General features: G+C 55.2%; 14 protein-coding genes. 4 read left to right on the top strand and 10 right to left on the bottom strand.

Annotation, left to right across the window (positions count from 1 at the left end; translation table 11 throughout):
* Positions 1–2: 2 nt before the first annotated feature.
* From ADN00_RS14855 to add, 7 genes are all read right to left on the bottom strand, one after another.
* A complete protein-coding gene (locus tag ADN00_RS14855; protein ID WP_075063789.1) occupies positions 3–1,070 on the bottom strand; it encodes a CAP domain-containing protein in 1,068 nt (355 codons plus the stop codon).
* A gap of 4 nt (positions 1,071–1,074) precedes the next feature.
* Positions 1,075–2,094: a CAP domain-containing protein gene (locus ADN00_RS14860; RefSeq protein WP_075063790.1), complete on the bottom strand. Its 1,020-nt coding sequence runs from the start codon at positions 2,092–2,094 to the stop codon at positions 1,075–1,077.
* 74 nt (positions 2,095–2,168) lie between these two features.
* Positions 2,169–2,585: a CBS domain-containing protein gene (locus tag ADN00_RS14865; protein ID WP_075063791.1), complete on the bottom strand. Its 417-nt coding sequence runs from the start codon at positions 2,583–2,585 to the stop codon at positions 2,169–2,171.
* A 194-nt stretch (positions 2,586–2,779) separates the two neighbouring features.
* Positions 2,780–3,640, bottom strand: coding sequence for an NgoMIV family type II restriction endonuclease (locus ADN00_RS14870; protein ID WP_075063792.1), 861 nt, complete (start codon positions 3,638–3,640; stop codon positions 2,780–2,782).
* A gap of 20 nt (positions 3,641–3,660) precedes the next feature.
* Entirely contained in the window at positions 3,661–5,076 is a 1,416-nt protein-coding gene (locus ADN00_RS14875; protein WP_075063793.1) for a DNA methyltransferase, read from the bottom strand.
* The gene (gene surE / locus ADN00_RS14880; RefSeq protein WP_075063794.1) at positions 5,061–5,828 is read right to left on the bottom strand and encodes a 5'/3'-nucleotidase SurE; all 768 of its coding nucleotides are present in this window, start codon (positions 5,826–5,828) and stop codon (positions 5,061–5,063) included. The genes ADN00_RS14875 and surE overlap by 16 nt, the downstream gene beginning before the upstream one ends.
* 17 nt (positions 5,829–5,845) lie before the next feature.
* Positions 5,846–6,898 (bottom strand): adenosine deaminase, encoded by a 1,053-nt coding sequence (gene add / locus ADN00_RS14885; RefSeq protein ID WP_075063795.1) that lies wholly within the window; start codon positions 6,896–6,898, stop codon positions 5,846–5,848.
* A gap of 163 nt (positions 6,899–7,061) precedes the next feature.
* Here add and ADN00_RS14890 point away from each other — a divergent pair, with 163 nt between their 5' ends.
* Positions 7,062–8,012, top strand: a complete 951-nt coding sequence (locus ADN00_RS14890; protein WP_152966375.1) for a hypothetical protein — start codon at positions 7,062–7,064, stop codon at positions 8,010–8,012.
* Positions 8,013–8,228: 216 nt separating this feature from the next.
* The gene (locus ADN00_RS14895; protein ID WP_082390175.1) at positions 8,229–9,152 is read left to right on the top strand and encodes a YitT family protein; all 924 of its coding nucleotides are present in this window, start codon (positions 8,229–8,231) and stop codon (positions 9,150–9,152) included.
* 51 nt (positions 9,153–9,203) lie between these two features.
* Here ADN00_RS14895 and era read toward each other — a convergent pair whose 3' ends face one another.
* Both era and ADN00_RS14905 read right to left on the bottom strand, forming a co-directional pair.
* The gene (gene era, locus ADN00_RS14900) at positions 9,204–10,121 is read right to left on the bottom strand and encodes a GTPase Era (RefSeq protein ID WP_075063797.1); all 918 of its coding nucleotides are present in this window, start codon (positions 10,119–10,121) and stop codon (positions 9,204–9,206) included.
* Positions 10,118–10,999, bottom strand: a complete 882-nt coding sequence (locus ADN00_RS14905) for a DMT family transporter (RefSeq protein WP_075063798.1) — start codon at positions 10,997–10,999, stop codon at positions 10,118–10,120. The genes era and ADN00_RS14905 overlap by 4 nt, the downstream gene beginning before the upstream one ends.
* 142 nt (positions 11,000–11,141) lie before the next feature.
* Here ADN00_RS14905 and ADN00_RS14910 point away from each other — a divergent pair, with 142 nt between their 5' ends.
* Positions 11,142–12,092, top strand: a complete 951-nt coding sequence (locus tag ADN00_RS14910) for a DMT family transporter (protein WP_075063799.1) — start codon at positions 11,142–11,144, stop codon at positions 12,090–12,092.
* On the opposite strand, the gene ADN00_RS14915 is transcribed toward ADN00_RS14910, so the two are convergent.
* Positions 12,087–12,605, bottom strand: a complete 519-nt coding sequence (locus tag ADN00_RS14915) for a methylated-DNA--[protein]-cysteine S-methyltransferase (protein WP_201781206.1) — start codon at positions 12,603–12,605, stop codon at positions 12,087–12,089. The two genes, ADN00_RS14910 and ADN00_RS14915, sit on opposite strands and share 6 nt — an antisense overlap.
* Positions 12,606–13,542: 937 nt before the next feature.
* Between ADN00_RS14915 and ADN00_RS14920 the strand changes: the two genes are divergently transcribed.
* Positions 13,543–14,091: a phosphoribosyltransferase family protein gene (locus ADN00_RS14920; RefSeq protein WP_075063800.1), complete on the top strand. Its 549-nt coding sequence runs from the start codon at positions 13,543–13,545 to the stop codon at positions 14,089–14,091.
* Positions 14,092–14,240 lie beyond the last annotated feature (149 nt).

The raw sequence follows: 14,240 nt of genomic DNA on the forward strand, positions 1-14,240 counted from the left end.
TGTCAAGCTGCGGCGCGGGGTTTGAACCACGACCAGCCCAGGGCCAGCAGGCCGCCCGCGCAAAAAATGAGCAGCAGCAGGCCGGTTACGCGCCGGTTGGAGGGGGGCAGGGCGCGCGCAGGGGCAGGTGTGGCGGTGAGGGTTATTTCTGGGGAGGGGCTGGTGGTGCGGGTGGGCGCGGCCAGGTTGGCCGCGCGGGTAACGGCGGCCGGCGGGCTGCCATCCACGGTGGGGGCGCTGGCAAGGGGCGCAGGCGCGGTGGGTGGAGCGGCGCCAGGCTGGCGCAGGAGCAGATCTTGCCCGGCGTAGATGATGGGGTTTTGCGCGTCCAGACCGTTGAGACGGGCGATCTCGTCGATTTTCATCTCGTAGGCGATGGCAATGGTCCACAGAGCTTGCCCGGGTTCGACATGGTGCTTGAGCGAGCCGTCGGGCTGGGGGGTGGCGGTGAAGACGGGGAAGATCACTTCGGGGGTGAGGGTGGGCCCGCCGGGGGTGATCATCCAACCGGGCAGAGTGGTGGCGGTGGCGCGCCCGCGCAGAGAGGTGCCCCAGTAATCGGCGCCCACGTCCAGCACAAGAAAGATGGCGCCGTTCTCATCGGCGGCGATGCCCGCGCCCACGTCGCGGGCGTAGGCGTGAATCATCACATTGGTGTGGACTTCGTCGCTCCAAAAGCCAAAGACTACGTCGCCGGTGCCGGTGCCCGGCGGCACAGAGGCCCAGCATTCCATCACGTCGATGCCCTCGTAGAAGGGGTAGCCGTTCAAGCGGGCGCGGTCATCGGCGCTGGTGCCGCCTGCGCCGGTGTGGCCAAAGGCCAGCCCGGCGGCCAGGTCATCGGCTTGCTGCTGGGCGGCGGCCATCAGGCTGCCGTCCATGTTCAGCGATCCCAGGCCGTGAAGGTTGCGCAGGGCATTGACCGAGGCAATCAGGTCGTAGGCGTTGGGCAGGGGCGGGTTTTCATCTTGAGCGCGGGCGGGGCGGGCGGTGAATCCCAACGATACCAGCACGGCCAGCAGGCTGGAGAACCACAGGAGTTGAAACCCGTGAAATCTGGATATGGACATGGGGCTATCCGTTTTTGGAGCGTAAGCTGCCAATTCCAACAGCCGCCAGGCCCAACCCGCAGATGACAATCATCACAATGCCCATCGCGCGGCCATTGCTGGGCTGGAAGGTGGGCAACCCGCCCAAGAGCGGCTGGCGCGTGGGTGTTGGAGAAAGGGTGGGGGTGGCGGTAGGCCGGGTGGGCGTGGGGGTGATGGTTGGTTTTGGGGTGTGTGTGGGCGGCGGTGTGGTAACCGTGGGGGTGGGCGTTACGGTGGCCGTAGCGGGGGGGCGAATGAGCAGGTCATCACCCGGCCAGATGACCGGACTGGTGGGGTCGAGGTTGTTGAGGCCGGCGATTTCGGTGATTTTCATGCCGTATTCAATGGCGATGCCCCACATGGTCTGGCCGAACTGCACTTTATGCACAACCGAGCCGTCCGCGTTGGGGGTGGAGGTTTGAATAGCGACGATGGCCGGGCGGGTGGGAACGGGCGTGCCTGCGCTGGCGGAAGATGAGGATGGGGGGACATAATTGCCGCCCGAACCGGTGTAGCAGGCGTCGAGAGTGTAGTAGATCAGTCCGTCTTTTTCCACCGCGCCCGCGCCCACGTCGGTGTAGTTGGGGTTGAGCAACACCAAATCGCGGTGGTCATAATCATTCCACAGGGTGTAGACGACATAGTCAATGCCGTTGGAGGGCGAGGCAATGGCAACGGCCTCGTCGCATTTAATCGCCGCCCCGCCGCCGTAACCGGCCGCGGCAGCACGGTCCCATTCATAGGTGCCGCCCGCGCCGGCGTGCGACCAGCTTCCAATGGAGGCCTGATATTCGGAATGGGCCTGGGCGGCGGCCATCAGCGCGCCGTCGGGGTTAAGGGCGGGCAGGCCGGCGCTGGCGCGCCAGGCGTTGACTGCGGCGATCAGGTCGTAGGGGCTGGGCGTTTCGGCGCGCGCCGGGGCGGTGTTCAGCAGGAACGCGCCCAACAGGCACAGCGCGGTGAGTAGAGAGAAGATGGTTCTTAAATGAGATGTACGGTGCATACTGGCATAATTATACCTGATGCACCGTACGGTTGATATGGCAGGGAGGGGGTTAACCTTCTAAATACCACACATTAAGTCAGAAATTCACCTGGCTTTTGGCACATGGCTTCGGCGGCGACGAGGAAGTCGGTGGCGGAGATCATGCCGATTAAAACATTCTTCTCATCGACGACCGGCAGGTGATGAATGTGGTGTTTTTTCATCAGCTTGGCGCAGTCTTTGAGGCTTCTTCCCTTTTCAATGGTGATGAGTGGCTTGTGCATGATATCTTTGACTTTGATGTCGCACGGGTTGACTTCCTCGGCGATGATTTTGTCGCTGATATCCGTAGACGTGATAATGCCATAATCATCGTCGGCAGAGCTCTTTTTAACGATGAGGCTGTGGATGTAGCGGCGGCGCATCATGGCCAGCGCCTCTTCGACCGTGCTTTCCGGGTCAATGAACACGATCATATCAACCATCCAATGCTGCACGGAAAAATCCATGTCCTACACTCCTTTCTCGGCTGAGGTGGAATATATTGTAAGGATCTGGCAACCAGGAATGCTTCTATGAACAGTATAGCAGAATTGAACGGTGAATCATACCGGCACTTGTATGACAAATGAAATTAATGAATGACAAAGTGTGAGTGTAAGGATAATAAGTCTCTGTATCTGATTGTTACATAACTTCAATTTTAGATCGCCAAATCGAATGGCAAGTCGCTGATATCTCTCAAGCGTTTTCCTTCAATCATTGTTTGAATGAACTCACTTAAATCATCTCTATCAGTTAATTGAATTGCCTTGACTAATTCATACAGAGCAAAATGATATACACAATCAATATCACCAGTACCTAGCGCAAGGGTGGCGATACGATTGGGTAATGGTTCAGCAGTAACAGCTACAATATGTGGTTGGTTACCTTTTCGATTTCTAATCAGATTGAGAGCTTCTGTCCTTGTACCTTGAGCCCTATCGCTTCGTAATGTCCATTTACATGAAATGCTCGCGTGTAATATTGGCGCTCGGCGTAAATCAGGTTTTGCTAGTAAAGGAGAATGGGACGCAATAGCTAACTGGTTATCTAATATGTCCTTTTCACAATTCAACTCGTCTAATGATATAGGAATTCTGCTAATAACTATATCAGGTCTTACAATATAATCTCCACCTATTGCTGATTTCAGGGCCTGGTTCTCCGATACTAATTTTTTTAAGTACTGTAAATGTTCATATTGGTCAAAATTTGAAATACTGGTCTGTGCTGTTTGATAAAGCCATTTACCTGGGCGTATTCTACCTAGTAATTCAAAAGAAGATTCAAGGTACTCTTTTGTGACTACTTCAAAAATATCTCCAACACTTTGTTCTGATATTCTTTCCCTTTTTGGTGTGAACTCCATCTGATCGAGAATACCCAAAGATATCATGGTGCTAATTTTGCTATCACCATCTGCAAAGTTTGCAAAGACTTGCCCTTTTCTTTCATAAATTCGAATTATCTGTTCACCAATTTTTTTGTGATACTCTTTACGAAGATTTTCCATTAACATAACTTGTCCCCTCCTAAGGATTAGTCTTTATATAATCCAATTACATACTCTTCATGCATTCTTTTTTGGATTTGAGATTCAAGATCAACCTTCTTGCTTGTAGGCAGCATGCGTCGATTTCGATCTATATACCTGATGCCAATTTTAGGAACATCAAATCCACTGGATTTTCCAATTTCTGCTAAACACAATTGAGTTTGGGTGTCAATATTCCGCATAATTGAACTTCCAACAACGACAATTGCAGCAGAATCATTTTTAAGAATGCGATACATTTCCCTAATAGTTCTAGTCATTTCCGAATAATATCGCCGTAGCACCAATCCCTTTTTTGCGTCAACATTTGAAATTTCCTGGACAATACTTTCAGTGAATTTTGGTAGAGGTTCAAAAGCACATTGTTTTGTTAATTCACCCCCAATATATTCATCCCTTTTTTGAGACAAGTATTCAATGCTATACCCGAACCAAATAAGTGAGAATTTGTGGGCGCGCATATAGTCAATCGCATTTGATGCATAGGGAGGAGATGTGACAATTAAATCAACAGAATTATTTGCTAAGGGTGAGTTCTGGGTATTTCCAAGGATTAGAGACCTTGTGTTTATGGATTGAGGTAATATGCCTTTGAGGTTATTTATTACTTTCTTCTCGATTTCATTAAACGGAGATCTAATGGATTTTGAGGTATAAGAATTAATTTGTTCAGATTCTACTTTGTCAATGATAACTGTTCCATCTTGCGATTTAACATATTTTGCTCGATGAGGTCTTGTATGTGCTAAATCCAAGGCCAGGGACACCCCGCCATTTTTTGTGATAATTATGGAAGAAAAAGCCACCTTAAGAAAATTCTTAAGGCTTTCTTTTTGAATTTTGTTTATGAAGAAAATTAATGAAAGCAGTTGATACTTTGTAATTTCATCAAACCAGTAATCAATGAAATCTCTTGTTTTACTGTCCCAATTTTCAAAATAATACTCTTTAAGATAATCTAATCCATTATCAAATAAGCTCTTAGACTCACTTATTACCTTTTTTGTAATTACCATTATTTCTGATGGATCAACAGGTGTGGTTTTGACACGAGCAATCAATATTGCTAAAGGATCAATATCAAATCCTATGCAGTTCCTGTTAGCAATTAACGTCTCAATTATGGTGGTCCCTGAACCCATCATTGGATCAAGAACAACGCCGTTCTGATTGGTAAGATTCTCAATAAAAACTCTAGGTAATTGAGGAGGAAATTTTGCAGGGAATGAGTGAAAATTGTGTGAGGCATATAGACTATCACTATTATGAAAGTTTAAGTCTCCGGCTAGTAATTCAACCAGTCTCGTTTTTTTTGAAATCATCTTGTTTGTACTTCTTGCAATTAGTTTTAAAGGTAATTGAATCATTTTACCAGAATTATAGATCAATTTTTCTCCCAATCCCACTTTTCCAGGGTTTGCATGGCGGCGTAGGCGGTCAGGTCGAGCTGGATGGGGGTGATGGAGACACAGCCCTGGGCCAGAGCGCCGCTGTCGGTGCCTTCTTCGGGCACGCCTATGGGCGGCTCGCCGCCGATGGACAGATGGCGCAGGCCGTTTTCTTCGGGGTGCTCTACCAGGGCGTCGCGGTAGATGCGCTTGCCCTGGCGGGTGATCTGGTAGCCTTTGATCTCGGCGTAGGGCAGGTTGGGAATGTTGACATTGAGCAGGGTTTCAGCGGGGATGCCGTTTTGCAGGGCGCGCTGCACCACTTCGCGCGCCACGAGGGCGCAGGCGGAATAATCGAGGCCGGTGGGGGTTTGTCCGTCGAGGGAGAAGGCCAACCCGGGGACACCCCAGATAACGGCCTCCATGGCGGCGGTGACGGTGCCGGAGTAGGTCAGGTCGTGGCCGATGTTGGCAAAGGGATTGACGCCAGAAACGACCAGGTCTACCGGCTCGGGCAGCAGACCCATGACGGCCATGGCGACGCAGTCGGAGGGGGCGCCGCCGGTGGCGATGGCGGGGGTGCCGTCGGCCAGGTGGGTTTCGGTGATGGGCAGGCGGCGGTGAATGGTTTTCACATGGCCGCACATGGACCAGTTGCGGTCAGGTGCGACCACGCTGACTTTGCCGAGGGGCAGAACAGCTTGCGCTAAGGCCAGCAAGCCGGGGGCTTCGATTCCATCATCATTGGTGACCAGAATATGCATGCGGGGTAAATCCTTTTTTAAGTTGAAATTTGCTGGGCCAGTTCAATCTCCAGCGAATCGCACAGAGTTTGCCTTTTGGCGGGGGGCAAGAAGCTGGCCCGGGCGGCCGCCAGAACGCGGTCTTTCAACTGCGCCAGGGTGAGCTGAAGCTCTTGAACAGCCAGGCGGTATTCGTGGGTGAGATCAATGTTGGAGATGCTGGGGTCATCGGTGTTGAAGGTGGCGTTCAACCCGGCGGCCAGCATGCCGCGGATGGGGTGCGCCAGCACAGACGGGCAGACACCAGACTGCACATTGCTGGTAACGCAGACTTCAAAGGTAATTTGCCGCTCGCGCGCCAGGGCGGTGGCGGAGGAGTCTTCCAGCACGCGCACGCCGTGACCGATGCGGTCAGCGTTCAGGTCTTGAATGGCTTCGCGCACATTGGCCGCGCCGCCCCATTCTCCGGCGTGAATGGTGAGACGCAGACCGCTCTGTTTGGCCTCACGCAGCAAGCCGGCAAAAGGCAGGGCAGAAAATTCGGCTTCGTTGCCGGCCAGGTCCAGCCCGTCAATGCCGCTGCCCGCGCGGTCTGCGGAGAGGGCAGTAACCTGCCGGGCCAGCTCCAGCGGTTCGTGGCGATTGAAGGAGGCGATCAGCGCCAGGGAAAGGCCGCGCTGGCTGGCGGCGCGGCGCGCGCTTTCGATCACCCAATCCATCACTTCGTTGAGGGGAAAACCCTGCGCGCGCGCCAGGGCGGCGGGGGTGAAGCGCAGCTCAAGGTGGCGCACCTGATCGGCGGCCGCGTCGGCAATCACTTCTTCTACCACGCGGGTGATGATCTGGGGGGATTGGTAAAACTGGCGCAGGGGTTGAAACTTGGAGAGGAAGTTGGCGAAGGTGAGCGGTTCGCCGGCCTGAATCTGCACCAGAGCTGGCAGGTCCGCATTTGAAGGGAAAGGAAGGTTGTGCTGGCGGGCAATTTGCCGCAGGGTAGAGATGCGTAAAGAGCCTTCCAGGTGGCGGTGCAGCTCAATCTTAGGCAGGGTTTGCAGGCATTGCGCGGCAAGCGGGTGGTCAGGTGATTCCATCCAGTCCTTCCAAATTTAGATCCCTGAGGCAAAATGGAAACAGATACTTCATTTATACCATGACCTTTCCCCAGAAGAACAGCCGACCAGCGGGTTTGAGCGGGGAATCTGAAAGGTTCGCCAGGCAGGCACACCTGAAAGCAGTTTGTGATAAGATAATTTTATGGTTCCCAAACGAAAAACCAACCAGCGAAGACCCGGCAGGCGGAGAATTGCGTTGGCGCTGTTGTGCGCGCTGCTGCTGACCGGTTTGCTGGCCGGGGAGGCGCGGGCGCAGCAGCCGGCGGTGCGCCTGTCTCAACTGCAGATTGACCTGTGGCCGGAATATGACCTGCCGGGCATGCTGGTAATTTACCGCATGACGCTGTCTCCAGATACGCTGCTGCCCGCCGAAATGTCGCTGCGCATTCCGCGCGCGGTGGGCAAACCGCACAAAGTGGCCCAGCAGAGCATGGATGAGCTGTTGTATGATCTGGATTACACGCTGGACACGTCGGATGAATGGCTGACTATTCACTTTACTGCCCTGTCTCAGCAGGTGCGGGTGGAATATTATGATCCGCGGCTGGATAGGATTGATTCTGAGCGCCGGTTTGTTTACCAATGGCCAGCCGATTTTGAGATTGGACAATTGGTTTTTAATATTCAGCAGCCGGAAGGCGCTTCGCGTTTCGATATCCAACCCGAGCAGGGGGTGGGAAAAGAAGGCGAAGACGGTATGATCTATTACACGATTGAAAAGCAGAATGTGAAAGCCGGCACTGTGCTGGCGTTGGAGATTCAGTATGAGAAAACCTCCGAGCAGTTGAGCCATGTTCTGCAGCCGGTGCGACCGGTTGAGCCGATTGCGGAGGCACGGATTGGCTGGTCGACATTTATGGAACTGCTGCCGCTGGCGGTGTTGGTTTTTGTGGCCCTGGTTATTTCTGGCAGCGTGCTGTGGTACTGGCAGGGCGGGGGCAGACCGCGCAGCCCACTTCGCCTTCCCTATAAGCGCAGTGCGGCGCGCGCGGTGCTGACGGGCGTTTACTGCCGGGAATGCGGCAAGCGTGCTATGGCAGGGGATACCTACTGTCGTTCGTGCGGTGTGAAGTTGAACGATTCTTCCCGGTAATTTTCTTATAGCAAGGCGACTGATCTTCGATTGGCTGGGTGGATGACTTTCCCCCGGTCTGTGCCGGCGATTTGAACGCCGGTTTCCTGTTTTTAACTTAATCTTGCCAGTCGAGTTTGAGCAAACCATGTTGCCGGGTTGGCAGGGGCTTCTCAAGGGTGGGGGGCAGCATTTATAATAGCGCTATTCTTTTTACGAAATGAACCGAGGAGAAAGATGGATAACCCGAAAAAGATCCTTCAATTCAAGCAGCTTTGGGGCGTCCCCGACCTCTCCTGGCATAATTTGCAAGACTATCTGCTGATCTTTTTAGGCGCGTTGGTGCAGGCGCTGGCGATGCGTCTGTTTTTGGTGCCGGCGCTGTTGGTGAGCGGCGGTATCAGCGGGCTGGCGCAGGTGATCAATTACTTCACCGGCTGGTCGATTGGTATCATGGTGCTGATCGGCAACGCGCCGCTGTTCCTGCTGGGGTGGCGGTATTTGGGCGGCCGGCGCTTTGCCACGCGCACGGTGTGGGCGATTGTGATTTTCTCGGTGCTCACCGATTTGCTGGCCTGGGTTATTCCCCCGGCAGGCGTAACCGATGACCTGGTATTGAACAGCCTGTATGGCGGGCTGGTGTTTGGTGTGGGGCTGGGTCTGGTCTACCGGGGAAAGGGAACCAGCGGCGGCAGTGATATTCTGGGGCTGATTTTATACCGGCGCAAAGGCATTTCGATGACGCAGGCTTACCTGCTGACCGACGCGATTACGGTGCTGGCGGGCGGCCTGGCGTGGAACTGGGAGCTGGCGCTTTACGGCATGGTGGTGATTTATGTGAGCGGCATCGCGGCTGAGCTGGCCTCGGAAGGCTTGGGCACGCTGCGCACGGCTATGATCGTTACCAATATGCCGGACGAAATCTCGGCGCGGGTGATGGAGGTGTTGGAGCGCGGGGTAACCATTCTGCCGGGGACAGGGGCGTACACGCACCAGTCGCGCCCGGTGCTGTACTGCGTGATCACACGCTCGGAGGTGAACCAGTTGAAAGAACTGGTGCGCGAGGTGGATGCCAAAGCCTTTATGGTGATTGGCCAGGCGCACGAGGCGCTGGGTGAGGGCTTCAAGCCGCTGAAGCCCGAGGAGCGGATGGAGAAATAATTAATCAAAAAAAAACCCGCGATTTTCGCGCGGATTTTGTTGGTCTTTTGGCTATTCTTCATTCTGAATTTCAAAGCCGAAGAGGCGCAGGGCGTGGGGATCGTTGCGCCAATTGAGGCTGGTTTTGACGCGCAGGTCTAAGAAGACTTTGCGGCCGCTCATGCGCTCAATTTCTTTGCGGGCGGTGGAGCCGATCTCTTTGAGCATGGAGCCGCCTTTGCCGATGACGATGCCTTTCTGCGAGTCGCGCTCGACAAAGAGTGTGGCCGAGATTTTGGCGCCGGTTTCGCCGCGTTCCAGGTATTCATCAATGCGCACGGCCATGGCGTGAGGGATTTCATCGCGCAGGTGAACCAGAGCGGCTTCGCGGATGAGATCGGCGGCGATGTCGCGCTCGTAGAGATCGGTGACGGTATCTTCGGGGAAGTATTTGGGGCCGGCAGGTAAAGAAGAGATCAGTAGATCCATTAAACTGGATTGACCCGCGCCGGTGAGGGCGGAGATTTCGATGGGGCGGGCGTTGGGGTAAAGGGCAGTGAATTTTTCGCGGCGCTCGGCGATCTGCTCGGCGTTGAGGGTGTCCACTTTGTTGAGCGCCAGAATCACGGGTAGGTCTGCGCGGATGGCGTTGAGGCGGTTGGCGATGAGAAAGTCTTCTTCGTGGGGGGCTTCGCTGGCGTCAACCACCCAGAGGATCAGGTCGGCGTCGAGCAGGGTATCGGTGGCAGATTCGTTCATAAACTCACCCAGTTTGTGGTGCGGTTTATGGATGCCGGGGGTATCGATGAAGATGATTTGCGCGCTATCGTCGGTCAGAATGCCGAGCTGGCGCTTGCGGGTGGTCTGCGGGCGGGGAGAGACGGCGGCCACTTTCTGCTTGAGAATGGCGTTCAGCAGGGTAGATTTGCCCACATTGGGGCGGCCAATCAGGGTTACATAACCGGAATGGAAAACAGATTCTGAGGTCATTGGGCTAACTCGCGTTTCTTTTGATTCACTAACATAACACCACCAATAATTAAAGCACCACCGGCGAAGAGACGCCAGTCGGGTGGTTCGCTGAGGAATAGAATGCCTAAAACCACACCCACCAGGGCCATGACGTAGGTAACCGAGGTGGCGCGCATGGGCCCGATGCTGTGGATGAGGGAGTAGTAGAGCATATAAGCGGTGAAAGTGCCCAACAGGCCCAGCCAGGCCAGCGCCAGCCAGGTGATGGGCAGCTGCGGCAGTTGGAAGGGTGCTTCAACAATCATCGCGCTGGGGACGATGGCCAGCGCCGCGCCGGTGAAGGCTCCGGCTGTCTGGGCAATCGGGTCCAGGCCGGCGAGCTTGAGGCGGGAGTAGACGGCGGTGATGGCGTAGCAGAACGTGGCCGCCAGCATGGTCAGTGGGGCAATGGCCTGGTGGCCCACCCCACCGGTCAACTGGTTGGAGACCAGCATGACCACGCCGCCAAAGCCGAGTACCAGTCCGAGCACTTTTTTGACGGTCAGGCGATCTTCGGCGATGAAGAAGGGTGAGATGACGATGGCCCACAGGGGCGTGGTGCTGTTGAGCACCGAGGCCATGCCCGACGGGATGAATTTCTCGCTCCACGAGATGAGCACAAACGGCACGGCGATGTTAAACAAACCCATCAACGCGAAGGGGCCAATATAGGCGCGCGAGGGCAGGGCGGGGCGGGTGAGGAGGAAGAAGACCAGAAAGCCCAGCAGCCCGAATAAAATCCGAAAGGCCACCAGGGTAAAGGGTCCGATTTCCTGAACGGCGATTTTAATCCATAGGAAGGACGAGCCCCACAGCAGGCTCAGCACGATGAATTTTACCCAGTCGCGAAACGTCATAGCTTAAAACTCTTTGGAGGTGTAAAGTTAAAAAATATTGGGTTTGATTGTATCAGAGAAAAGCTGGTTCAACCAATAAGGTTGGCGCGGACCTTCACTCTGCAGGTTCTTGAATCGCGGTGATGGAGAAAAACAGGCCTGGATGATGATCAAAAGAACTTCACGCACGGCGGCGGTAGCACTGGCATTTTTTGTAACATTCCTGTGGTCCACATCATGGGTGCTGATCAAAATTGGGCTGCTGGAGATTCCGCCGCTGCTGTTTGCCGGGCTGCGTTACGCGCTGGCTTTCGCGGCGCTGCTGCTGGTCTCTTTGCTGAGCGGTCAGGCGGCGCGCGAATGGAAGGGGCTGACCCGCCGTGAATGGGGGCGGTTGGCGGTGTTGGGGCTGGTCTTCTATGCGCTGACGCAGGGCAGTTCGGTGATGGCTCAAAAATATTTGCCCTCGGCCAGTGTGTCGCTGATGCTGAACTTCACCACGCCGCTGGTGGCCTGCCTGGGCATTTTTTGGCTGAATGAGCGCCTGACGCGCAGGCAGTGGCTGGGGATCACCATTTTTTTGGCCGGGGGGTTGCTGTACTTTCTGCCGCTGGAGACGCACAGCGCGCTGCCGCTTGGCTGGGCGGCGGCCGGTGTAGCAGTGGGCGGCAACACGCTGGCGGCGGTGCTGGGCCGTTCGGTTAACCGCGAGCAGAGTCTTTCCCCGTTGAGCGTGACCACGTTGAGCATGGGGGTGGGGGCGCTGGCGCTGCTGGCTGCCGGAGCAGTCTGGGAGACGCTGCCCGCCATCCGCTGGCAAAACTGGGTGATCATTGCCTGGCTGGCGCTGGTCAACGGCGCGCTGGCCTTTACACTGTGGAATCACACGCAGCGGCATCTGGCGGCGGCTGAATCGAGCCTGATTAACAACACCATGCTTATTCAGATCACCCTTCTGACTTGGTTGTTTTTGGGCGAGGCGGTGACCACCAAGGAGGCGCTGGGGTTGGGATTGGCGGTGCTGGGAATGGTGGTGATGCAGGCGCGCGTAGCGCGGCGATTGGAACCGCCCGCGCCGCTTGTGGATGATAAAGAAGAAGGTGGAGGGTTATAGGAGTCGCGCGCCTTCGAGGGCCAGCAGCCAGGCCTTGGCGCTCACTCCGCCGGGCGCGGAGAATCCGCGCAGGCTGTTGTCGGCGCCCACCACGCGGTGGCAGGGCAGGATGATGGGAATGGGGTTGGCGGCGAGGGCGCTGCCCACCGCGCGCGAGCCGGTTGGGCTGCCCAGGGCGCGGGCGATTTCTCCGTAGGCGCGGGTTTGGCCGTAAGGAATGTGCTGGATGCAGCGCAACACCTGCTCTTGAAAGTCGGGCATGCCAGACCAGTCGATGGGCAGGGTAAACTCACGCAAGAGGCCGTCGAAGTAGGCGGTGAGCTGGCGAGCGGCTTCCACCAGCAGGGTGTTGCGGGCGGTGGCCGAGGCGGCGCGCTGCGTTTCGGACACATTGGCGGTGATGGAAAGCCCGGTCAGCCCGAGCGGTGAGGCGGTGATGAGGATCGCCCCCAGGGGACTGGACGGCATGAGCATGCCGGAAGGGGCAAAAGGCAGGGGCGTGGGTTTGTCCATGTGATCAGTATAGCAGGATGGGGTGGGGCTTTCAACCGGGCAAACCGGAAAGAATTTAATCTACAATTAATTATTAAAGGAGAAAACCGCGCCCACCTTGCAGGAATGTTGGTTCAGCGTAGGGTTGGCGTAGGGTAGCCGTCAAGTAAGACTGAACAGTGTGGACTATTATAATAGTCAAAGGGCGACTTCTCTTCTTCTCCTCCTTAATAGAGCGCCGGGGTCGGCGTCCCCGGCGCTCAATGATTCTCCAGTTATTATTGCCCGGGTGAGATCCCGGGTTTTTGTTTGCGCCGCACTTCGGACTCCCCCCCAAGTATGAGATAGGCGCAGGTGCGGCAACGCCCGTGATTTTCGGGCGGACGGCCGTCCGCCCCTACCAATGAACCATCTTCTCTTGTAGGGCGGTGTTGAGGGCGGATCAATCAACTTTGAGGCAAGACCATTTTGTAACCGCCCGAAATCCGCCGGTAAAAAACACATTGGTGGGTTTCAGGCGGGCATGACGCCGGTTTACCTTTGGAGCGGTGTTTCCGCCTTCCACCCACCCTACCCATGAAGGTGATTGGCAGCCCCAATCCCTGTAGGAGCGCGAGGCGCTTGCGCCCGCATTTTGGGGCGGATGGCCATCCGCCCCTACGAAAGAGGGCCGAGTAGAGGGTAGACCCCAATCAATTTTGAAGCAAAAGCATCTAGAAACCGCCTGAAACCCACCGGTATTGGATGGCGATGCGGACTCCACCCCAACCCTTCACAAAATGCTGGAAAACGAGGGAGTAACCGGTTTGCGTTTATAATCGTTGAGCATGTGGTCAGTGTAGATTATGCCAACGGTAAACCGATTACGTGATTGGTTGCAGCAGCTGGGGCGTTCTGTGGCGTTGAATTTGTGATAAACTTAATCGTTGTTACTTTGTTTTGTGATTGAGGTTGAAAGATGACAGATCGTGCGACATTCCCTGTAGAAATTGCCGGTGTAAAGCGTGACTTGCGCCTGTTTGAAGTAAAGCCGGGCTTGAAAATTGCCATTCTGAATATTCTGGGCGATACCGAATTGGTGGAAGTGGCCGCGGATGAGCTGCTGAAGAAGCTGGGCGACGGCTATGAGGCTTTTGTTACAGCTGAATCGAAGAGCATTCCGCTGGCCTACGCGCTGTCGGCCAAGTCGAAGAAGCCGTATATTGTGCTGCGCAAAGAGTACAAGCCCTATATGGGTGACGCGCTGCAGGCCGAAACGCTTTCCATCACCACCGGCAAGCCGCAGAAGCTGTATCTGGACGAAAAGGACCGTGCCCTGATTGAGGGCAAGCGAGTGGTCATTGTGGACGATGTGATCAGCACCGGCTCAACGCTGGAAGGCATGCGCCTGCTGATGGAGCAAGCTGCCGCGGAGATTAAGGCCGAGGCGGCTATCTTCACCGAGGGCGACGCGGACCAGTGGGAAAAGATCGTTTCGCTGGGGCATCTGCCGGTGTTTGTAGAGTAGCCCTGTACTATAGTGAATAATGAGGGGCTGTCTCTAAAGAATTTGGAAACAGCCCCAAAAATTAGCTGCAAATCGAATAAAAACGAAAAAACAAAAAATTGGTAGCCTACCTGGCTGCCAATTTTCGCATATTATGGGCAATACTGATC

Origin of the sequence: Ornatilinea apprima (genome assembly GCF_001306115.1) — a bacterium.
Taxonomy (GTDB): domain Bacteria; phylum Chloroflexota; class Anaerolineae; order Anaerolineales; family Anaerolineaceae; genus Ornatilinea; species Ornatilinea apprima.